Here is a 21595-nt window from a genome sequence, read left to right on the forward strand (position 1 = left end):
ATATGGCTATCCCACTCGCTGTATTTATCGGTCCTCCTGCTTCCGGTAAATCAAAAGTAGCCAAACGTGTTGCGGCAGAACTAAACGTTCCTCGTTTAGATACAGACAAACTCGTTGTTGCACAATACGGACCAATTTCTGACATTTTTGACCAACAAGGGGAAGCAGTCTTTAGGGGCTACGAACGCGACGCTGTCAAAAATGCACTTCAGGAGGAAGCAATAGTGAGTTTAGGTGGGGGTGCAGTTCTCAACACCGATACCCAAAATGAATTGAGAAGAGTGCCTGTTGTTCTGCTCACTGTGAGCGAAGAAGCCGTAGCAGAGCGAATTGCGGACCCTAAACGTCCCTTACTTCGTGATGGAATCTCCGCATGGAAACAACTAGTTTCTGAAAGAATGCCCATTTACCAAGCGCTTGCTTGGCTTACTCTCGATACCTCAACTGGTGATCTGGAAGCCGTTGCCCACCGTGTAACGGATTGGATTCGTTCAGGATACCCCCGAGAAAGTAGCTTGTAATGACTGTTTCGCACATCACTGTGACCGGCGGTGGAGAGTATGTGGTCAATATTGGTCGTGGAATGCTTTCCCAGGCAGATTCTTTCTTGGGACCTATTCTCGGGCCTGCGGTCAACAAAGTTCTTATCATCCACCCGCCAACCTTGGGGGCTGTTGCGGCCAAACTCCGCGAAGACTTACGAGAAAACAGAGAAGTCCTGTTAGCAGAAGTCCCTGATGCAGAAAATGCGAAACGCATTGAAGTTGCCGCTTTTTGTTGGCAAATTCTTGGACAAGCCGATTTCACTCGGTCAGACGCCATCATTGGTTTGGGCGGAGGTGCTGTTACAGACCTTGCTGGATTCGTTGCGGCAACGTGGTTACGTGGGGTAAAGCTCATTCAGATACCAACTACTGTTCTTGCAATGGTCGACGCCTCTGTAGGCGGCAAGACGGGAATTAACACAACGGAGGGCAAAAATTTGGTGGGCGCATTCTATGCTCCACACGCTGTTGTTTGCGATCTTGATGTTCTTGAAAATCTTCCCCGCAATGAGTTGCTGGCTGGCTTTGCAGAAATCGTCAAGTGTGGCTTTATTGCAGACGAAGAAATACTGTCAATCCTTGAGGCAGATATTGACCGGGCAACTGATCCTGCATCGAATGAGTTTCAGCGGCTCATTGAATTGTCTGTAGGGGTTAAAGCTCGCGTCGTCTCAGAAGACTTCACTGAACAGGGTCAACGAGAAATTCTCAATTATGGTCACACATTGGGCCATGCAATTGAACATGCTGAACGCTACACATGGCGCCATGGTGCTGCCATCAGCATCGGAATGATGTATGCCGCTGAACTCTCGCGCATGACCCAGAACCTTTCGGACTCTGTTGTTGATAGACAAAAGAACATTCTCGAATCATTAACTTTGCCGACAACCTATAAAGCAGAAGCTTGGGAGCATCTCTTGGGCACGATGAAAAGGGATAAAAAGGCACGCGGATCAATGTTACGTTTTGTTGTTCTCAGAGACATCGCTCAACCAACCATCTTGAACGTGCCAGACACGTCAATTCTCTACACCGCATACCAAGAGCTCACGGATTAAGTTCGTTAGTCTTACTTCATGGCAAGAATCCTCGTACTTAATGGACCTAACCTTGGTCGTTTGGGAACCAGAGAGCCAGAAGTTTATGGTTCTCAAAATCTTGATGATCTACGCAAGGTGCTTGCTTCTGATGCTCCAAGTGTTGAAGTTGATGTGCGCCAAACCGATTCTGAGCCAGAACTCATGTCATGGCTATTTGAAGCAGTGGACACCCGCACACCGGTTATTTTGAACCCCGCTGCATTCACCCACTACTCATATGCGTTGCGAGATGCAGTTTCAATGGTAACTAGTGCTGGTATCCCTCTTATAGAGGTTCATATCTCTAACCCTCATGCCCGTGAATCTTTCCGTCACAACAGTGTTATCTCTGCTGTTGCTTCGGGAGTCATTGCGGGATTTGGTTTTGATTCCTACCGTTTGGCACTGACACAACTCACCCGATAATTTCACGGGTTAGTTCTACCCTTCAGTCCAGACATAGAATTGACTGTTGGCGCTGAATATTGATAGCCCAACCGCGTTTACTCATATCTTAAGGATTACTCATGGCAACTACTGCTGACATTAAGAACGGAATCGTTCTCAACATTGATGGCGCGCTCTGGACCATCATCGAGTTTCAGCATGTCAAGCCTGGTAAGGGTGGTGCTTTTGTTCGCACCAAGATGAAGAACCTGATGACTGGAAAAGTAGTCGATAAGACATACAACGCTGGTACAAAGATTGACATCACCAATGTTGACCGTCGTGACTTCCAATATCTTTACAACGATGGCAACGAGTATGTCTTTATGGATAAGGACAACTACGAACAGCTTCCTGTTTCAGCTGCAGTTGTTGGAGATGCAAAAAACTACATGCTGGAAAACCAGGACGTACAAATTGCGTTGCATGAAGGTTCTCCACTTTATGTTGACCTCCCCGCAACAGTTGTTCTCGAAATCACCTACACCGAGCCTGGTCTGCAGGGTGACCGCTCGACCGGTGGCAACAAGCCTGCGACAGTCGAAACTGGTCTAGAAATCCAGGTTCCTCTGTTCCTTGAAATTGGAACAAAGGTTAAAGTTGACACTCGCGATGGTTCTTACCAAGGTCGCGTAAACGACTAATTCATGAGCGCACGAACTAAAGCGCGCAAGCGCGCACTGGATGTGCTCTTTTCTGCTGATGTGAGAGATATCTCACTGACAGAAGCTCTTGAAGCGGAAGCAGAAAGAGCGGTAAACGAACCCGATCGTGCATCTTCGTGGCTCTACGCTCGCGAAATCATCGACGGTGTCATTGACCACGGTGTGGAAATCGACGAAACCATTGAAACCTATTCCCGTGGTTGGTCCTTAGAGCGAATGCCGGCGGTAGATCGTGCCATTGTTCGCATCGCTGTGTGGGAAATTCTTTACAACACTGAAGTTCCAGCAGCTGTGGCAGTCGATGAAGCAGTTGAAGCTGCCAAAACTTTATCCACGGAAGAATCTGCGGGATTTGTTAATGGCTTATTAGCTACTATCGCTTCCACAGCAAACTGATACACTATAAGTAATTAGACATCCTTTAATTTCCGTCCAGAGAGGCGGGGAAGGAGGTCAGAATGACTGCACGAGCCATCATGCAGGCGCCTGACATGCAACGCGCACTGACGCGGATTGCTCACGAAATCCTCGAATCTAATCGAGGTGCACAGTCACTCGTTCTTCTGGGCATTCCTACCCGTGGTGTAACCCTCGCACATCGCCTTGCGGCCATACTTGAATCCATCGTCCCCGGTACCTCTGTGCCTGTCGGCTCTTTGGATGTCACGATGTATAGAGACGACCTCTATCAGCAGCCCACCCGTTCTACAGCGCCAACAGAAGTTCCAGTGAGCATAGATGATGTGACAGTGGTTTTGGTTGATGATGTTCTTTTTAGTGGCCGGACGGTTCGAGCAGCGTTAGATGCTCTTACTGACCTCGGGCGCCCCAAGATCGTTCGTTTGGCAGTGCTTGCAGATCGTGGCCACAGAGAACTTCCCATACGTGCCGATTTCGTTGGGAAAAACCTTCCTTCTGCACACGGCGAGCGCATCAATGTGCGCTTAGTCGAACACGACGGAGAAGATGGCGTAGAAATCGAAGAGGTGGTGAGCGCGTGAAGCACCTCCTGAGCACCCGCGATGTCTCTCGCGATCAAGCTATCCAGCTACTCGATATTGCTGAGGACATGTCCACCGTCAACGAGCGCGAGGTCAAAAAGCTTCCTGCATTGCGCGGAAAAACGGTGGTGAATCTCTTTTTCGAAGATTCCACCCGGACCAGAATCTCTTTCGAAGCCGCTGAGAAGCGTCTCTCTGCAGACGTCATCAACTTTGCTGCCAAGGGATCAAGTGTTTCCAAGGGCGAAAGCCTGAAGGACACCACACAAACTCTCGCTGCTATGGGAATTGATGCGGTTGTCATTCGTCACGGCGCATCAGGTGCTCCACAAGTACTTGCTCAAAGTGGCTGGATTGATGCCCCGGTCATCAACGCGGGTGATGGTACGCACGAACACCCTACTCAGGCACTGCTCGATGCTTTCACCATGCGCAAGCGTCTTCATGGTGCCGCTTCACGCGGCAAGGGTCTCGACGGTGTCAAGGTGACAATCGTGGGGGACATCTTGCACTCACGTGTGGCGCGCTCTAACGTGTGGCTGTTGCAAACACTGGGTGCTCAGGTGCAACTCGTGGCTCCACCCACTCTTTTGCCACACGCAGTCGACACCTGGCCCGTTTCGGTGAGCTACGATCTTGACGAAGCCCTTGCTCAGAGCAAGCCAGACGTTGTCATGATGCTTCGTATTCAGCAAGAACGTATGCACGATGCGTTCTTCCCCAACGAGCGTGAATACTCAAATATGTGGGGACTCACACAGGAGCGATTCTTTTCACTCCCTGCCAAAACAATGGTGATGCACCCCGGTCCCATGAACCGCGGTCTTGAAATCAGCTCAGTGGCAGCTGACTCTCCACAATCAACAGTTCTTGAACAGGTTGCCAACGGAGTGTCCGTGCGCATGGCAGCGCTCTACATGGTTCTCACCGGTGAACGAGAGGTAACTCATGACTAATCCAGATCTACTCATCACCGGAGCGACTCTCCCTGATGGAGCTCGTGCCGACATCCTTGTTGAAGGAACGCGAATTTCAGCTGTGGGTCAAGGTCTGAACTCGGCTTCGGCGACCAAGATTGATGCTGATGGTCTGATTGCCCTTCCTGGTCTGGTCGATCTCCACACTCACCTTCGTGAGCCTGGATATGAGCAGTCAGAAACAGTACTTACAGGTACGCAAGCTGCTGCATTAGGTGGGTTCACGTCCGTCTTTGCCATGGCGAACACCCTTCCTGTTGCGGACACGGCAGGTGTTGTAGAACAGGTACTTCGTCTAGGAGATGAAGCAGGGTATGCAACCGTGCGCCCTATTGGTGCAGTTACTAAGGGTCTGGAAGGGCTTCAGCTTGCTGAGTTGGGTGCCATGGCTAACTCACGCGCAGCAGTCCGAGTCTTCTCCGATGACGGAAAGTGTGTCTTCGACCCACTCATCATGCGTCGTGCACTTGAATACGTGAAGACATTTGGTGGAGCTATCGCTCAGCACGCACAGGAACCACGTCTTACAGTTGACGCCCAGATGAATGAAGGTGAAGTTTCCGCTCGTCTCGGTTTAGCTGGTTGGCCAGCTGTTGCTGAAGAATCCATCATTGCTCGCGACGTTCTTCTGGCTGAACACACTGGATCTCGTCTCCATATCTGTCACCTATCCACGGCAGGTTCCGTTGACGTCATTCGCTGGGCGAAGAAACGAGGCATCAACGTCACTGCAGAAGTCACACCACATCACCTGCTCCTTACTGACGAATGTGCAGAAAGTTACGACGCTCGGTATAAGGTAAACCCACCTCTTCGACGCACTGAGGATGTGATGGCCCTGCGTGACGCTCTTGCAGATGGAACCATTGACATCGTTGTAACGGATCATGCCCCTCATCCAGTTGAATCCAAAGACTGTGAATGGGGTGCGGCTGCTTTCGGAATGGTAGGACTTGAATCAGCTCTCGCGGTCGTCCAAACCACCATGATTGAAACAGGGTTGATGGGCTGGAATGATGTTGCACGCGTTCTCTCTGAAACCCCTGCTCGTATTGGTGGACTGAATACCCACGGTCAGAAAATACAACCCGGAGTCCAAGCTGAACTTGTTTTGGTGGATCCTTCGATTCGTCGAAACTTTGGGATTGAGGACCTTGCTAGCCTGTCACACAACTCTCCATACCTAGGTGTTGAACTTGCTGGACAAGTTGTCACAACCATTCACCAGGGTTATCTCACTGCAGCTGACAAGCAAGTAGTGGATTCATCAATTGTTTCTGCCTCTGCACTGGAGGTGTCACGTGGATAAAGCACTCGTAACTGGAATCGTTCTTGTACTTGTTGTACTGGCAATTTTGGGAATGGTCTTGTCTTGGCGAAAGAAGGTCAAGCGGGATTCTCGTTTTCAAATAGTGTTGCCTGGAACCTCTGTCACTGATCACACTTCTGCACCGGTTGAATTTTCCGGATTCTACGTCGCAACAACGTTGGCTGTAGATCCTCTTCATCGACTTACACTTCCAGGTTTGGGTTTCCGTGCCGATGCCCATCTTTTGGTTAGTTCAGATGGAATTACTATTGCTCCGCGAGGTGAAAAGAATACGTTTATTCCTTCTGCCCAGATTGTTCAGATTCATCGAACCCAGGTTGCGATAGACAAGGCTGTTGAAAAAGACGGCCTCACGGCAATTTCATGGTCAGCTTGGGATACCGCACGAAATGAATCTGTCGAATTTACCTCCTTTTTCCGCTTTTCAATCCCTGAAATCCGTCTCGCCTGCGAAAAGGCACTCGTTTCCAACTTCCCTAACGCCACATCGAAAGAGGTTTCCTCGTGAGTCTGACGACCCCCAATGCCGTATTAGTTCTCGAGGACGGTTCCCGTTACGAAGGCCGTGCTTATGGTGCTGAAGGAACCACCTTTGGGGAAATCGTTTTCGCCACTGGAATGTCTGGATATCAGGAGACACTGACTGACCCTTCCTATGCGGGACAAATAGTTCTCATGACTGCGCCGCATATTGGTAACACTGGAATGAACGATGAGGACATGGAGTCTCGACGTATCTGGGTTGCCGGCTATGTCGTGCGAGATGCCTCACGTATCGTCTCGAACTTCCGTGCTGAACGAAGCCTGGATAACGACCTTGATCACGAAGGCATCGTCGGTATACAAGGCATCGACACCCGCGCAGTTACCCGCCACATTCGCTCAAAGGGTGCCATGCGCGCTGGAATATTCTCAGGAGCATCAGCGGCAGAAACTCCTGAAGCTCAACTCAAAAAGGTGCTTGAAGCCGACCAAATGGCTGGAAAGAACCTTTCTGCCCAGGTTTCTACCCAAGAAGAATATGTCGTTCCTGCAGTGGGGGAGAAGATCGGTTCTGTCGCGATTCTTGACCTCGGTGTCAAGACCTCCACGGTCAACTACATCGCAGAGCGCGGCTTTGATGCTCACGTATTGCCACAGACAGTCACGGCAGAGCAGATTCTTGCAATGAAGCCTTCGGCTTTGTTTTTCTCTAATGGCCCAGGTGACCCCGCAGCTAGTGACAAACATGTGGAGCTACTCAGCACTGTCTTGAAGGCAGGAATTCCCTTCTTTGGGATTTGTTTTGGCAATCAGTTATTGGGTCGCGCGCTTGGTTTCAAGACTTACAAACTGCCCTTCGGTCACCGCGGAATCAACCAGCCGGTGCTGGATAAAGCAACTGGTCGTGTGGAGATCACCAGCCAGAACCACGGTTTTGCTGTGGATGCTCCGATCGAAGGAGTGCTTGAATCTCCAGCCGGATTTGGCCGGGTCGAGGTGAGCCATTACAGCTTGAACGACCAAGTTGTTGAAGGGCTTCGTTGCCTCGACATCAATGCATTCTCTGTCCAATACCACCCAGAAGCTGCGTCGGGACCACACGACAGCAACTATCTCTTTGACCGTTTCCGCGACATGGTCCTCGCATCCGCTACTACCTCGGGAGCATCAAACTAATGCCACGTCGTCCAGACATCAATTCAGTCCTCGTAATTGGCTCCGGTCCAATCGTGATTGGTCAAGCTTGCGAGTTTGATTACTCAGGCACCCAGGCCTGCCGTGTGCTGCGTGAAGAAGGCATTCGAGTAATTCTTGTGAACTCGAACCCCGCCACCATTATGACCGACCCTGATTTCGCTGATGCAACCTATGTGGAGCCCATCACTCCTGAGGTCATTGAAGCAATCATTATCAAGGAAAAGCCAGACGCCATTTTGCCAACACTTGGCGGACAGACCGCACTCAACGCTGCCATCTCACTGCACGAGAATGGAGCTCTTGAGCGTCACGGTGTCGAGCTCATTGGTGCAAAAGTTGAAGCAATCCGCAAGGGTGAAGATCGCCAGATCTTCAAGGACCTCGTCCTCGCCTCCGGTGCTGATGTTGCCAAGTCCTACATTGCACATACCCTCGAAGAGTGCATCGAAGCAGCCAAGGACTTGGGTTACCCCCTCGTTGTTCGTCCGTCCTTCACCATGGGTGGTTTGGGCTCAGGCTTTGCTTACAACGAGGAAGATCTCATCCGCATCGCTGGTGATGGACTTCACTCCAGCCCTACAAGCGAGGTTCTTCTCGAAGAGAGCATCTTGGGTTGGAAAGAATACGAACTCGAGCTCATGCGTGACACCGCCGACAACACCGTTGTCGTCTGTTCCATCGAAAACGTCGACCCTGTCGGTGTTCACACCGGTGACTCCATCACCGTGGCACCTGCGCTCACGCTGACTGACCGTGAGTACCAAAACCTGCGTGACATCGGCATTGAAATTATTCGTCTCGTTGGCGTTGACACAGGTGGATGTAACATACAGTTCGCTGTCGATCCCAAGGATGGCCGTGTCATCGTGATTGAGATGAACCCTCGTGTTTCTCGCTCATCAGCGCTGGCATCCAAGGCAACCGGTTTCCCCATCGCCAAGATTGCAGCCAAGTTGGCAATTGGATATCGCTTGGATGAAATCCCTAACGACATCACCAAGGTGACTCCAGCTTCCTTCGAGCCCACCCTCGACTACGTTGTGGTCAAGGTTCCTCGCTTTGCTTTTGAGAAGTTCCCTGCAGCAGATGCTACATTGACCACCACCATGAAATCTGTCGGTGAGGCAATGGCTATCGGCCGTAACTATGCGACCGCGCTTCAGAAGGCTCTTCGTTCTCTGGAGAAGCGTGGAAGCTCATTCCACTGGGGAGAGGAAACCCGTTCTGTAGAAGAGCTTCTTTCTATCTCCAAGGTTCCTACTGACGGACGTATTGTGACCGTTCAACAGGCCTTGCGTAAGGGCGCAACGCCGAAACAAGTTTTCGATGCCACCAAGATTGACCCTTGGTTTATTGACCAGATCGTTTTGATCAACGAAGTTGCTGCTGAAGTTCAAGCAGCACATGAACTGAATGCCTCAGTCATCCGCTATGCCAAAGACTTTGGCTTCTCTGATGCCCAAATTGCAGAGCTTCGTGGACTAACCGAGCAGGAGGTTAGTAACCAGCGTTATGCCCTCGATATTCGACCCGTCTTCAAGACGGTAGACACTTGTGCAGGTGAATTCCCGGCCCTCACCCCGTATCACTACTCAAGCTATGACCTTGAGACAGAGGTGATGCCGAGTGATCGTAAGAAGGTCGTTATTCTCGGCTCTGGTCCGAACCGTATTGGTCAGGGCGTTGAGTTCGACTACTCCTGTGTTCATGCCTCGTTTGCACTTTCGGATGCTGGTTACGAAACCATCATGATCAACTGCAACCCTGAGACAGTCTCGACAGACTATGACACCAGTGATCGCCTCTACTTCGAGCCTCTCACGTTGGAAGATGTTCTCGAGGTTATTCATGCCGAGAGCAAGTCGGGAGAACTTGTCGGAGTTGTTGTTCAGCTCGGTGGGCAAACAGCTCTAGGGCTAGCGAAGGGCCTCAAAGCTGCTGGTGTTCCTATATTGGGAACCACTCCGGAAGCAATTGACCTTGCCGAAGAACGTGGTGAATTCAGTCGCATCCTGGACGCAGCCAACCTTCTGGCTCCTCGAAATGGAACCGCAACGGATGTCGAAGGTGCGGTAAAGGTAGCAGAAGAGATCGGTTATCCCGTACTCGTCCGTCCTTCTTATGTGCTCGGTGGTCGCGGTATGGAGATTGTCTTCGACACCGCCAGTTTGCGTGATTACTTCGTCCGCATCGATGGCCAAGCCATTGTTGGATCAGAATCCCCACTGTTAGTAGATCGTTTCTTGGATGACGCTATAGAAATTGACGTGGATGCGCTCTTCGACGGAGAACAACTCTACGTCGGCGGTGTGATGGAGCACATCGAAGAAGCAGGTGTTCACTCCGGTGACTCAGCTTGTACTCTTCCCCCCATTTCACTGGGAAAGAAAGATGTTGATCGCGTTCGTGAAGCAACTTTGGCTATTGCCAAGGGAATCGGCGTTAAAGGTTTGCTCAACGTCCAGTTCGCGATCGGTGCCGGAGTTCTCTACGTGCTCGAAGCCAACCCACGTGCATCTCGAACGGTTCCTTTTGTCTCTAAAGCGCTAGGTATTCCGCTTGCCAAGGCTGCGAGCCGCATCATGGTGGGGGAGGGTATTCGTGATCTGATAACCGAGGGTCTTCTTCCAGCTCAAGACGGTTCTGTAGTTCCTATGGATGCCCCTATCGCGGTGAAAGAAGCAGTCCTTCCGTTCAAGCGATTCCGCACCCCTGCAGGCAAGGTAGTGGACTCGCTTCTCGGCCCAGAAATGCGCTCAACCGGTGAAGTCATGGGTATGGATGTGAATTTCCCCATTGCCTTTGCTAAAGCTCAAGCTGGAGCTTACGGTGGGCTACCATCATCAGGCACAGTGTTCATCTCGGTTGCAGATCGAGACAAGCGCAACATCATTTTGCCTGCACTTCGTTTCTCGCAACTGGGATTCAAGATTGTGGCCACAGAAGGAACTGCTGAAATACTTCAGCGCAATGGCATCCCTGCAAGCATCATCGGCAAGGTAAGCGCAAAGTTGGGCAATGACACCATAGTTGAACTCATCAACCGTAACGAGGTCGACATTGTGATCAACACACCGAGTGGTTCAACTGCTCGTGCTGATGGGTATGAGATTCGTGCCTCCGCTATTGCTGCCGATAAGCCTCTCTTTACCAACATGGCTCAGGTTAGTGCAGCTGTTGCATCTATCGACACAATCCGCGAAGGTTTTGATGTGTGCAGTTTGCAGGACTATGCCATCAAGCGTCGTGAGGCTCTGGCCAAAGTATGAGTGAAGTAGGGTTCGGGGATCGTCTCCAAGCTGCCTTCCAGCAGTTCGGACACTTGTGTGTGGGCATTGATCCACATCCGTTCCTACTCAAAGAGTGGGAGTTTGACGACACCTCTGTGAGCCTGCGTGAATTCTCACTGCGAGTCATTGATGCGTGTGTCGGTCAAGTCGGCATCATCAAACCACAGGTTGCCTTCTATGAACGTCACGGCGCCAAAGGCTTGGAAGCCCTCGAATACATCATTCGACGTGCACGTGATGCTGGATTGTTGGTGATCTCCGACTGCAAGCGCGGAGACATTGGCAGCACCATGGAAGCTTATGCTCAGGCATGGCTGACTCCAGGATGGAATCTGGAATCTGATGCCATTACTGTCAGCCCGTACTTGGGCTCTGGAGCCCTCTCACAGACCGTTGAGTATGCGCTCTCACACAATAAGGGTGTCTTCATTCTTTCTGCGACCAGTAACCCGGAAGCTGCGCTTCTACAGACTGCACAGGTGACTCAGGGAATTCATCAAGGTAAGACTGTCGCGGCTGCCATGCTGAGTGACGTTGCTCGGTGGGCAACTGAATCAACGCCGCTGAATTCAGTTGGTGCAGTTCTCGGCGCAACCCTCGACCTGCCAAGTTTGGGAATTCAGCCAGATGACTTCCCTGCTTTGCCCGTGCTTGCCCCAGGCTTCGGTTTCCAGGGAGCTCGTGTTGAAGATGCTCAACGCTTGTTTGGGAACCTTTCGACAAACTTGATTGTGTCGGAAACCAGAAGTGTCCTCTCAGCTGGTCGTGAGGGTGTTATTGAATCAGTTACTCGTCGTGCAGGAGAGGTCGCTTCCGCCCTTGCCTAACGTCATGCCTGAGGTTGACCGCCGCGCTGCAGCGCAGGCGGGAGTCGTGGCGCGTCGCAAACGTGCCGCAATTAAGGCGGATGTTTTTGAGGGTCGCAGATCTGCGCTTGATGTCTTTGTTGTTGCCACCATTGATCCGTCGTCTTCCGAAGCAACTATTCGGGTTACTGATTTCTTGAAATCACTGCGTGGTGTGGGAGTCAACAAGATTCCACGCATTCTTGAAGAGCTAGATATTTCTCCCCGCAAACGCCTTGGTGGTTTAGGAAAACACCAGCGAGCAGGTTTGCGTAAATGGATACTTGCCTACCAAGCAAAACGAAAAGAGACTTGGCCGCCAAAAGCTGTTGTACTCGTGGGTCCTTCCGGTGTAGGTAAGGGAACCGTTGTCAACCACATTGTTCGCAACCATCCTCAAGTTCACCTTTCCATCTCTGCAACCACGCGCGACCCTCGCCCAGGTGAAGTCGACGGCGTCAACTATTACTTCATTGATCATGGAGAATTCGACGCCATGATCTATTCAGAAGCACTCCTCGAATGGGCGGAAGTCCACGGGCAACACAAATATGGAACACCTCGTGGGCCTATTGAGAATGCCTTGTATCAGGGCAGAAGTGTTCTTTTTGAAATTGATATTCAGGGTGCGAGACAAATTCGTGAAACCATGCCAGAGGCTCGTCTCGTGTTTCTTTTGCCTCCCGACTGGGATGAACTTGTTAGACGTTTACGCGAACGTGGAACTGAATCTGAAGAAGAAATCCAACGCAGATTGGAAACTGCTTACGGCGAACTTGCTGCGAAAGATGAATTTGACGTACGAGTAATTAACCGTGACGTCACCGAAGCTGCCCAACAGGTCGTAGACTTAATGGGACTTATCAAGGAGTAAAACATGGCTACCAAGCTTGAAGGAATTATCAATCCACCAATCGATGACCTGCTCTCAAAGGTTGATTCAAAGTATGCTCTGGTGATTTTCGCCTCTAAGCGTGCTCGTCAGATCAATGACTATTACTCTGATCTTCACGAAGGAAGCCTCTTCGACAACGTTGGTCCCCTCGTTGACTCCAACATTGACGACAAGCCGCTTTCCGTCGCTTTGCACGAAATCAACGAGGACAAGCTCATCGCTCGTCCACTTTCGGCCTAATAACCGAATCGACACCTGAAGTGTCGCGCACACCTTTACGCATTGTCGTCGGGATAACCGGCGGCATTGCTGTGTATAAGGCAGTTTCTGTCGTTCGAGAGTTTGTCAAAGACGGACACCATGTAGACGTGGTAGCAACTCAAGCCGCACTGCAATTTGTGGGTCGTCCGACACTCGAAGCAATCAGTCGTAACCCCGTTAATGTCGGCCTGTATGACGATGTAGCTCAAGTTCGCCATGTTGCCCTGGGACAGCAAGCAGATGTCATCGTTGTAGCTCCAGCTACCGCTAATACACTCGCACAATTTGCTGCTGGATTAGCTCCTGACCTTCTGGGGAACACTGTTCTCGCTCGACGTGGTCCACTTGTTGTAGCACCAGCAATGCACACGGAGATGTGGGAAAATCCCGCAACACAAGCGAATATTTCTACGTTGCGCTCTCGTGGTGTCGTCGTTGTAGGCCCAGGTGTGGGCCAACTCACTGGTTCAGATTCTGGCCCAGGTCGAATGAGTGAACCTGAAGACATCATTGCGGCAGCCTACGAGGCAGTTTCCGGTGAAACAAAGCTTGACCTCGTCGGTAAGCGAATCTTGATCACCGGTGGTGGCACGCGTGAACCACTAGATCCTGTTCGCTTTATTGGCAATCGCTCATCGGGTAAGCAAGCGGTTGCACTCGCTCAACGTGCGATGCAACGTGGTGCTGATGTCACACTCATAGCAGCACATCTCGAAGTTGAACCGCCTGCCGGAGTGGATCTCGTATCTGTATCCACTGCGGCGCAGATGCACAGTGAAGTTATGACTCTTTCACCAGAGTTCGACATTGTCATCATGGCAGCAGCAGTTTCTGACTATCGTATGGATATTGTCTCTGGTTCAAAGTTGAAGAAAGTAGACAACGGTGGAGAGCTCCACCTCACTCTCGTTGAAAACCCAGACATCCTTAAAGAATTGGCTTTGGCCAAAACAACTGAACAAATTATTGTTGGTTTTGCCGCAGAAACCGCAACGGAAGATGAACTCATTCGAATCGGGCAGGAAAAACTAGCCCGTAAGGGGTGCGACCTTTTGATTCTCAATCAGGTTGGTTGGGATCAAGGCTTTGGAACAGAAAGTAACACCGTCACAGTGTTAGCTTCTGGTGGAGATATTCTGATTACTGCAACCGGATCAAAGATGTCTGTAGCGGACACTATTCTCGATTGCATCGCAACACCGCCATTCCACAACGCGTAATTCGCGTGGCACAATCCAACGTCTACGCACGAGAGGACTAATCGCCATGAGCGCTTTACGACTATTCACTTCCGAATCTGTTACAGAAGGACACCCCGACAAAATCTGTGACCAGATTTCAGACAGCATTCTGGATAATCTGCTCGAACAGGACAAGGGCAGTCGAGTAGCCGTTGAAACCCTTGTTACTACTGGTTTGGTCCACGTTGCTGGTGAGGTTACAACCGAAGGTTATGCGGAGATTCCTGAGATCGTTCGCAACGTGGTTAAAGACATCGGTTACACCTCGTCAGACATCGGTTTTGATGGCGATAGCTGTGGTGTTTCAGTTTCCATCGGACAACAGTCACCTGACATTGCCAACCTCGTATTCGGACAAGAAGAGCAGGGTGCTGGCGATCAGGGCATCATGTTTGGATATGCCACCACAGAGACTGCACAGCTCATGCCGCTGCCAATCTATCTTTCACACCGCATTGCTGAACGCTTGACTGAAGCTCGCAAGAGCGGACAGCTCGCTTATCTTCGTCCTGATGGAAAAACTCAGGTCACTGTGGGTTATGAGGGAATCATTCCTCGAACCATCGAGACGGTAGTGGTGTCTACCCAACATGCACCACAGGCAGATTCGTCACTTGAGAGCCTGCGCGCAGATGTCATTGATTACATCATTCGCCCTGTTCTTGCAGACGCTGGTTTTAGCTCTGCCGACACAAACTTCATGGTCAACCCCATGGGCAAGTTCGAAATTGGCGGTCCCAAGGGTGATGCTGGTCTCACAGGACGCAAAATCATCGTGGACACGTATGGTGGTGCAAGCCGTCATGGTGGCGGTGCCTTCTCTGGAAAAGATCCCTCGAAGGTCGACCGTTCGGCAGCTTATGCAATGCGTCACGTCGCTAAGAATGCTGTAGCCGCAGGTTTTGCAGAAAAGCTTGAAGTACAGATAGCGTATGCCATCGGTGTGGCACAGCCAGTAGGTCTTTACGTGGAAACCTTTGGAACGGGCAAGGTTGATGACTCTGTCATTATTAAGGCAATTCGGGACACCTTTGATCTCAGCCCAGCAGGCATCATTCGAGAATTAGACCTTCTTCGTCCGATCTATCGTCAGACAGCTGCATATGGTCATTTTGGCCGTGAACTTCCTGATTTCACCTGGGAAAAGCTCGACAAGGTTGACGAACTTCGCCGTTTGGCTGGTCTGTAATACGTGAACCCACAACCTGGGTTTGCGAGTGTGTTGTTAGACACCTCGTTACCCCAGCTTGACCACGTATTTGAATACCGTATCCCTGAGTCACTCCTTGGGGATGTCCGTGTGGGTTCAAAAGTCTCTGTCCCACTGCGGGGCGGCGCACGATTTTCTGACGCGTATGTCACTGCCCTGAGCGAAAAACCTGAGTTCACGGGAGACCTGCAGTTCATCGAGAAAGTTATTTCTCCTGTTTCGTTGTTGAAACCTGACACACTCGAACTCGCTCGCAAAATAGCGGACCGACAAGCAGGATCCGCCATGGATGTTCTCCGTTTGATCATCCCCGCACGCTATGTACGAGCTGAAAAGGCTTTTCTTGCAGAATCTGTGAAGCGAGAGCAATACAGTGGCGAAATTCCCGAGAAACCCGCTGAATTCACCGCACTCGATGTCTCTGCTGGTTCTCGACTTGCCCTCAAAGTGCCGCCCCGGCTTGAAGTGACATCACAGGTAACCGGTTCGAATTGGACAGAACTGTTTGTTTCACTTGCGGTTGAACAGTTGGTCAAGGGTTCCAGCACTGTTCTAGCTGTTCCTGACTTTAGGGATATAGAGAAACTTGAGAAAGTCTTTATTGCGGCGGGTCTAGAGGGTCATTTCATTCGTGTTGACGCAAAGCTTTCGGGGCAAGAGCGATACGTTAACTACTTACGATCTCTCACAGAAGAACCCCTCATCATTCTCGGAAACAGGTCTGCAACGCTGGCTCCAGCCCATAATGAGGGACTCGTGGTTGTGTGGGATGACGGAGACCACAACTTCGAGGAACCTCTTGCTCCTTACACACACGCTCGAGATGTCGCCTTAGTTCGTCAGTCGCTCACTGGCTGCTCATTGCTCTTTGCTTCACACACACGTTCACTTGAAACCCAGCGCCTAGTTGAACTTGGGTTCTTCACTGAGGCGCCAGTCAGCGATGTCGCTCAGCCCGAGATTGTCCTCACAGATGCACAACTCGAGGAGGGGACTTCACCCTCTCGAATTCCCAGTGCCGCTTGGTTAGGTGCCAAGAAAGCACTTGATCGTGGTCCTGTGCTCGTTCAAGTTGCGAGCCCTGGATTCTCTCCTGCCCTGGTGTGTAGCAGATGCAATGAGCGAGCAACATGTTCTTCCTGTAATGGGCCAATGCACTTAGCTCATCGAAATTCCTCTCCAAGCTGTCGTTGGTGTGGCAATCTCAATGCTTCATGGACATGCCAAGACTGTGGCGGAAAACAACTTCGATCGATTGCCGCTGGTACAGAGCGTACGTCTGATGAAATCGGTCGAGCGTTTCCTGGAGTGAAGGTCATAGTTGCGGATGGTGGGCACATCATCACGTCCGTTCCAGCTACACCCGCAGTTGTTGTTGCGACTCCAGGTGCAGAACCGGTTGCTGAGGGCGGTTATGCTGCCATCTTGCTCTTAGACGGTGAACGCCTGAGAGGAAGAGAGGCCTTCCGAGTTGACGAAGATGTACTTCGTAATTGGAGTAACACCATTGCCCTGGCTAAGCCAGATGCCACAGTGTTTATTAATGGTGCTGGAGTGGCTCTTGGTCGGACTTTGGTTGAATCTGCACAAGTTCGGTGGGCAGCGCATGAGTTAGCTGATCGAATGCAGCTAAATTTGCCACCAGCCGTGCGCGTGGTTTCGATTTCTGGCTCTGCAGAGATGGTTCGGACAACCTGTGATGAACTGCCTATGCTTGCGGGCTATCGTGTTCTTGGCCCGGTCGGTCAACCAGATGGTTCTTCCCGCGCGCTCGTCTTCTTTGTATATAAAGACGGCGAAAAGTTAGCTACACATCTCCGTGCAGCAGTAATTACGTCTGCTAGACGCTCTAAGAAGCCGCCTGCCTCATCAGAGCGTGCTGCGCGAGTGCTTAGACTGAGAGTGCGTTTCGACGACCCTGATATCGACTCGCTCTAATGTTTTCTCGTGTGAGGTGGGTGTTGTGAAGATAATTTTCGCAGGCACTCCAGAGGCCGCTGTTCCCACCCTCGAAGCCCTGATCAGCAGTGACTTCGAGGTTGTTGCCGTGTTGACGAGGCCAGATGCACCTCAAGGTCGCAAGCGCATCTTGACTCCGTCTCCGGTAGCACAGGTTGCAATTGCCCAGGGTATTCCAGTGATTTACGCCAATCGCATTGAAGATGAAGTTCAGAAAGCAATTGAAGATTCTGCAGCTGACTTAGGTGTTGTGGTTGCATATGGTGCTTTACTCCCACAGCAGACTCTTGATTCTGTGAAACTAGGCTGGATCAATCTTCACTTCTCAACTTTGCCTCACTGGCGTGGTGCTGCACCGGTTCAATGGCAGGTCATTTCTGGTGCATCACAGGCTGGTTCTTCTGTCTTTCAACTAGTTCAAGAACTAGATGCCGGTGATGTTTATGACTCACGGGAGTGGCTCATCCTTCCGGATGAAACCGCGGGGGAGTTGCTGACGAGGCTCTCGGTTCTTGGTGCACGGCAAGTTTTAGATGTAGTGCGATCTATTGACACTAGGTTTGCAGAGCCCAAGCCTCAAATTGGTGAGTCAACCTACGCTCGAAAACTTTCTCTAGAAGATGGTCACCTCAACCTCTCTCAGGATTCAGAATCTGTCTATAACCAATTCAGAGGTGTTACTCCAGAACCTGGTGCCTTCGTCCTCCTCGGTGACGAACGTCTCAAGATTGTTGAGGCCCGATTAGGGACGGATGAAGAGGTAGTTCCTTCTGCAATCACCTCAGTTTCTAAAAAGCTTTATCTGGGATGCGTTACTGGTTCTCTAGAACTGATCAGCGTTCAACCGGCTGGTAAACAAGGAATGTCTGCCATGGACTGGTTTCGTGGCCTCAGACAGGAAGTAGTACACGTTTCGTGAACAACGACAAAAGACCGCCTACAAAAGGACCACGACGTTCGAGGCCTGTTACGCCATCGCGTCTGGTTGCTTTTGAGGTACTCATGGCCGTTGATGTTGATGACGCCTATGCAAACCTTGCCCTACCCGCAAAGATCAAAGAGTTTGGACTTAGCTCAAATGATGCTGGCCTAGCCACAGAACTCACTTATGGCACATTGCGGATGCAAGGGTTTTATGACCGTGTCATTGCAAATGCAGCAGCACGCGATATCGACACCATTGATTTAGTTGTGTTGAACATTCTTCGCATGGGAGTTCATCAACTACTGAATATGCGAGTGGCACAGCATGCAGCAGTTAATGAAAGTGTGAACCTTGCCGAACACATGGCTTCACTCGGTGCGGTTGGTTTCGTCAACGCTGTCCTTCGCCGCACAAGTCGTCACGACCTAGAAGACTGGCAAGAGTTCATCACTAAAGACATCTCGAATGCAGATGAGCGTCTCGCTGCTCTGTATTCGCATCCTGTGTGGATCGTTCGTGCCCTCAAGCAAAGCTTGGAAGCAGAGAATAGAGGTGAAGAGCTCGAGAATCTCCTGGCAAGTGACAACGTCAACCCTCGAGTGACTCTAGTTGAGCTTCCCGGTTTCGTTGATGCCAACGACGAAGTAGAAGGTGAACCCACGAACTACTCACCTCTAGGGATGTCGTTGAATACTGGTGGTGACCCAACGCGTTTTGCTCGCGTGCGAGAAGGTGTCGTTCGTGTTCAAGATGAAGGCTCTCAACTTGCTGCCCTCGTTCTCTCTCGTCACCACGAGATCACACCAGGCGAGAAGTGGCTGGATATGTGTGCAGGTCCAGGCGGCAAAGCGGCACTTCTGGCTGCAGAAGCAACACTAGGTGGAGCTGAATTAACTGCAAATGAAGTTATTCCAGGACGTGCAGACCTGGTTCGTAAAGCCCTAGCCATCCTTCCTGACGTTAACGTTGTTACCGGAGATGGTGTTGATATTGGACTGGTCCAGCCAAATACCTTTGATCGTATTCTTCTTGATGCTCCATGTACTGGATTAGGAGCTCTGCGACGCCGTCCCGAGGCTAGATGGAGAAAATCTCCTAAGGATGTTGGTGATCTCACCGCGCTGCAGGCTCAACTTCTCACCAGCGCGCTTCAAGCGCTGAAGCCCGGGGGAGTTCTTGCCTATGTCACGTGTTCTCCGCACCTGGCCGAGACTCGAGCAATAGTCGAAGGTGCACTTCGAAAGAATCAGAATGTTTCTGAGCTTGATGCACGTTCTGCTTTATCTGAAGTAGCAATGGAATCCATGGATATTGCCGGAGATTCATTATCTGTTCAGCTGTGGCCGCATCGACATGGCACAGATGCCATGTTCATGTCACTTCTGACTAAGTCGGAATAGGCTGAGAACATGGCTATTCGGATCAATCCCAGCATTCTTTCTGCTGACTTCGTCAACATGGAACGAGACTTGGGTGCCATAGCAACTGCAGATCTTGCACATGTCGATGTGATGGACAATCATTTTGTCCCCAATCTCACTTTTGGCCCGCAGATGGTTGGGCGCATTCAGGATGTGTCGCCAATCCCTCTTGATGTTCACCTCATGATTGAGAATCCTGAACACTGGGCGCCCGGTTATGCAGAACTTGGTGCGTATTCGGTGACCTTTCACGCTGAGTCCACAGACAATCCCGTTGCAGTCGCGCGCCGTTTGCGTGAAATCGGTGCTCGAGCAGGTCTAGCGGTAAAGCCAGGTACTGATATTGAGCCATACCTGGAACTCATGCCCGAGTTTGATCAAATTCTCGTGATGACAGTTGAACCCGGTTTTGGTGGGCAATCGTTTATCCCTGATGTCATGCCTAAGCTCGAGTTGCTTGATGCAGCACGAAAGAAATCAGGTCTAGACGTCTGGCTGCAAGTAGATGGTGGCATCACCCTGGACACCATCGTCATTGCCGCAGAAGCCGGTGCAGACACTTTTGTTGCTGGTTCAAGCGTCTATAACTCTGGAAATCCAGAAAAGGCCATTGCTGGTTTGAGAGCTGCGGCTCACTATGGGCACAAGCACTAGTTCGAGCAGGGTAGCCTTAAGAGGTGAAATCTTTTGATTCCCTCTTCTCCGAGCTCTCAGCAAAGGCTGTCGAGCGCCCAGAAGGTTCGCGAACTGTAGCTGAACTTGATGCTGGCGTTCACGCTATTGGTAAGAAAATCGTTGAAGAAGCAGCAGAAGTCTGGATGGCTGCTGAATACGAATCTCACGAGGCAACTGCCGAAGAAATTTCTCAGCTTCTCTACCATGTGCAGGTTTTGATGATTGCCAAGGGCATCTCGCTCGACGAAGTCAACCATCATCTCTAAACGCTGAGTTTCATTTCCACTTCACAAAGGTTTATTCAAATGTTGCGCGTAGCTATTCCAAACAAAGGCTCTTTAGCTGAGATATCAGCAGAAATGCTCTACGAAGCCGGATACACCGGTCGTAAAGATCCCAGAGATCTCCACTACTCCGATACTCGGAATGGTGTGGAGTTCTTCTATCTTCGTCCGAGAGATATCGCCACATATGTTGGTTCGGGTGCGCTGGATGTAGGAATCACAGGCCGCGATTTACTGCTTGATTCTTACTCAGAAGCTAAAGAAATTGCCGAACTTTCATTCGGTGACTCCACATTTCGTTTTGCTGGGCCTGCAGGATCTTTCTCAGATCTTTCCGATCTCGCAGGAAAGCGTGTTGCTACGAGCTACCCAGGTCTCGTGGGTACTTTCCTTGCACAAGCCGGAGTGCAGTCAAACCTGGTCAAGTTGGACGGTGCTGTTGAATCGGCCGTTCGCTTGGGTGTTGCCGACGCTGTTGCTGATGTTGTCTCTACCGGTTCGACTCTGCGTAAGGCTGGTCTGGATATCTTCGGCCCTGTCATCCTCGAATCCACAGCTGTGTTGATTAGTCGCGATGCCTCCATCGATGGCATTAGCACCCTGATGCGTCGTTTGCAGGGTGTTCTTGTGGCAAAACAGTATGTCCTGATGGATTACGACGTACCTAAGAAATTCCTAGATGAAGCTTGTGCGATTGCACCTGGTATTGAGTCACCCACAGTTAGCCCACTGCACGACCCCGAATGGGTTGCCGTGCGAGTTATGGTTCCACGTGCGGATCGTAATGACGTCATGGACAAGCTCTATTACCTTGGTGCCCGCGCCATATTGGTTTCTGCGATTCACGCTGCTCGCCTGTAAC

At 50.9% G+C, this 21595-nt stretch carries 22 protein-coding genes; all 22 read left to right on the forward strand.

What is annotated here, in order from left to right; translation table 11 throughout:
* The first annotated feature begins 2 nt into the window (after nucleotides 1-2).
* The 22 genes from AUMI_RS02720 to hisG all read left to right on the forward strand — a co-directional run bounded on the left by AUMI_RS02720 (nucleotide 3) and on the right by hisG (nucleotide 21594).
* Nucleotides 3-521 carry a shikimate kinase gene (locus AUMI_RS02720; protein ID WP_096381037.1) on the forward strand — a complete coding sequence of 173 codons (519 nt, stop codon included), beginning with the start codon at nucleotides 3-5 and terminating at the stop codon, nucleotides 519-521.
* Nucleotides 521-1606 carry a 3-dehydroquinate synthase gene (gene aroB / locus AUMI_RS02725; RefSeq protein ID WP_096381040.1) on the forward strand — a complete coding sequence of 362 codons (1086 nt, stop codon included), beginning with the start codon at nucleotides 521-523 and terminating at the stop codon, nucleotides 1604-1606. The genes AUMI_RS02720 and aroB overlap by 1 nt, the downstream gene beginning before the upstream one ends.
* A gap of 18 nt (nucleotides 1607-1624) precedes the next feature.
* Nucleotides 1625-2053 carry a type II 3-dehydroquinate dehydratase gene (gene aroQ / locus AUMI_RS02730; RefSeq protein WP_096381043.1) on the forward strand — a complete coding sequence of 143 codons (429 nt, stop codon included), beginning with the start codon at nucleotides 1625-1627 and terminating at the stop codon, nucleotides 2051-2053.
* Between the two features lie 101 nt (nucleotides 2054-2154).
* Nucleotides 2155-2718 carry an elongation factor P gene (efp, locus tag AUMI_RS02735; protein ID WP_096381045.1) on the forward strand — a complete coding sequence of 188 codons (564 nt, stop codon included), beginning with the start codon at nucleotides 2155-2157 and terminating at the stop codon, nucleotides 2716-2718.
* Between the two features lie 3 nt (nucleotides 2719-2721).
* Nucleotides 2722-3135 carry a transcription antitermination factor NusB gene (gene nusB / locus AUMI_RS02740; protein ID WP_096381048.1) on the forward strand — a complete coding sequence of 138 codons (414 nt, stop codon included), beginning with the start codon at nucleotides 2722-2724 and terminating at the stop codon, nucleotides 3133-3135.
* 62 nt (nucleotides 3136-3197) lie between these two features.
* Nucleotides 3198-3740, forward strand: a complete 543-nt coding sequence (gene pyrR / locus AUMI_RS02745) for a bifunctional pyr operon transcriptional regulator/uracil phosphoribosyltransferase PyrR (protein ID WP_096381050.1) — start codon at nucleotides 3198-3200, stop codon at nucleotides 3738-3740.
* Nucleotides 3737-4696 (forward strand): aspartate carbamoyltransferase catalytic subunit, encoded by a 960-nt coding sequence (locus tag AUMI_RS02750; RefSeq protein ID WP_096381052.1) that lies wholly within the window; start codon nucleotides 3737-3739, stop codon nucleotides 4694-4696. The genes pyrR and AUMI_RS02750 overlap by 4 nt, the downstream gene beginning before the upstream one ends.
* A complete protein-coding gene (locus AUMI_RS02755; protein WP_096381054.1) occupies nucleotides 4689-6026 on the forward strand; it encodes a dihydroorotase in 1338 nt (445 codons plus the stop codon). The genes AUMI_RS02750 and AUMI_RS02755 overlap by 8 nt, the downstream gene beginning before the upstream one ends.
* Nucleotides 6019-6555: a PH-like domain-containing protein gene (locus AUMI_RS02760; protein ID WP_096381057.1), complete on the forward strand. Its 537-nt coding sequence runs from the start codon at nucleotides 6019-6021 to the stop codon at nucleotides 6553-6555. The genes AUMI_RS02755 and AUMI_RS02760 overlap by 8 nt, the downstream gene beginning before the upstream one ends.
* Before the next feature lie 2 nt (nucleotides 6556-6557).
* Entirely contained in the window at nucleotides 6558-7706 is a 1149-nt protein-coding gene (carA, locus tag AUMI_RS02765; protein WP_096383411.1) for a glutamine-hydrolyzing carbamoyl-phosphate synthase small subunit, read from the forward strand.
* The gene (gene carB, locus AUMI_RS02770; RefSeq protein WP_096381059.1) at nucleotides 7706-10996 is read left to right on the forward strand and encodes a carbamoyl-phosphate synthase large subunit; all 3291 of its coding nucleotides are present in this window, start codon (nucleotides 7706-7708) and stop codon (nucleotides 10994-10996) included. The genes carA and carB overlap by 1 nt, the downstream gene beginning before the upstream one ends.
* Entirely contained in the window at nucleotides 10993-11844 is an 852-nt protein-coding gene (gene pyrF, locus AUMI_RS02775) for an orotidine-5'-phosphate decarboxylase (RefSeq protein WP_096381062.1), read from the forward strand. Before carB ends, pyrF begins: the two co-directional genes overlap by 4 nt.
* Before the next feature lie 4 nt (nucleotides 11845-11848).
* Nucleotides 11849-12736: a guanylate kinase gene (gmk, locus tag AUMI_RS02780; RefSeq protein WP_096381065.1), complete on the forward strand. Its 888-nt coding sequence runs from the start codon at nucleotides 11849-11851 to the stop codon at nucleotides 12734-12736.
* A 3-nt stretch (nucleotides 12737-12739) separates the two neighbouring features.
* Nucleotides 12740-12997 (forward strand): DNA-directed RNA polymerase subunit omega, encoded by a 258-nt coding sequence (rpoZ, locus tag AUMI_RS02785; RefSeq protein WP_096381067.1) that lies wholly within the window; start codon nucleotides 12740-12742, stop codon nucleotides 12995-12997.
* A 20-nt stretch (nucleotides 12998-13017) separates the two neighbouring features.
* Nucleotides 13018-14238 (forward strand): bifunctional phosphopantothenoylcysteine decarboxylase/phosphopantothenate--cysteine ligase CoaBC, encoded by a 1221-nt coding sequence (gene coaBC, locus AUMI_RS02790; RefSeq protein ID WP_096381070.1) that lies wholly within the window; start codon nucleotides 13018-13020, stop codon nucleotides 14236-14238.
* A 46-nt stretch (nucleotides 14239-14284) separates the two neighbouring features.
* Entirely contained in the window at nucleotides 14285-15448 is a 1164-nt protein-coding gene (gene metK / locus AUMI_RS02795) for a methionine adenosyltransferase (RefSeq protein WP_096381072.1), read from the forward strand.
* A gap of 3 nt (nucleotides 15449-15451) precedes the next feature.
* Complete coding sequence (locus AUMI_RS02800; RefSeq protein WP_096381074.1) at nucleotides 15452-17407, forward strand: primosomal protein N' family DNA-binding protein; 1956 nt, start codon at nucleotides 15452-15454, stop codon at nucleotides 17405-17407.
* Between the two features lie 25 nt (nucleotides 17408-17432).
* Nucleotides 17433-18347, forward strand: coding sequence for a methionyl-tRNA formyltransferase (fmt, locus tag AUMI_RS02805; protein WP_096381076.1), 915 nt, complete (start codon nucleotides 17433-17435; stop codon nucleotides 18345-18347).
* On the forward strand, nucleotides 18344-19753 hold the full coding sequence (locus AUMI_RS02810; RefSeq protein ID WP_231951808.1) for an RsmB/NOP family class I SAM-dependent RNA methyltransferase: 1410 nt from the start codon (nucleotides 18344-18346) through the stop codon (nucleotides 19751-19753). Before fmt ends, AUMI_RS02810 begins: the two co-directional genes overlap by 4 nt.
* Before the next feature lie 9 nt (nucleotides 19754-19762).
* Nucleotides 19763-20428, forward strand: coding sequence for a ribulose-phosphate 3-epimerase (gene rpe, locus AUMI_RS02815; protein WP_096381081.1), 666 nt, complete (start codon nucleotides 19763-19765; stop codon nucleotides 20426-20428).
* 23 nt (nucleotides 20429-20451) lie between these two features.
* Nucleotides 20452-20715: a phosphoribosyl-ATP diphosphatase gene (locus tag AUMI_RS02820; RefSeq protein ID WP_096381084.1), complete on the forward strand. Its 264-nt coding sequence runs from the start codon at nucleotides 20452-20454 to the stop codon at nucleotides 20713-20715.
* A 39-nt stretch (nucleotides 20716-20754) separates the two neighbouring features.
* Nucleotides 20755-21594: an ATP phosphoribosyltransferase gene (hisG, locus tag AUMI_RS02825; RefSeq protein ID WP_096381087.1), complete on the forward strand. Its 840-nt coding sequence runs from the start codon at nucleotides 20755-20757 to the stop codon at nucleotides 21592-21594.
* Nucleotide 21595: the final 1 nt, after the last annotated feature.

Source organism: Aurantimicrobium minutum (assembly GCF_002355535.1).
GTDB classification, from domain to species: domain Bacteria; phylum Actinomycetota; class Actinomycetes; order Actinomycetales; family Microbacteriaceae; genus Aurantimicrobium; species Aurantimicrobium minutum.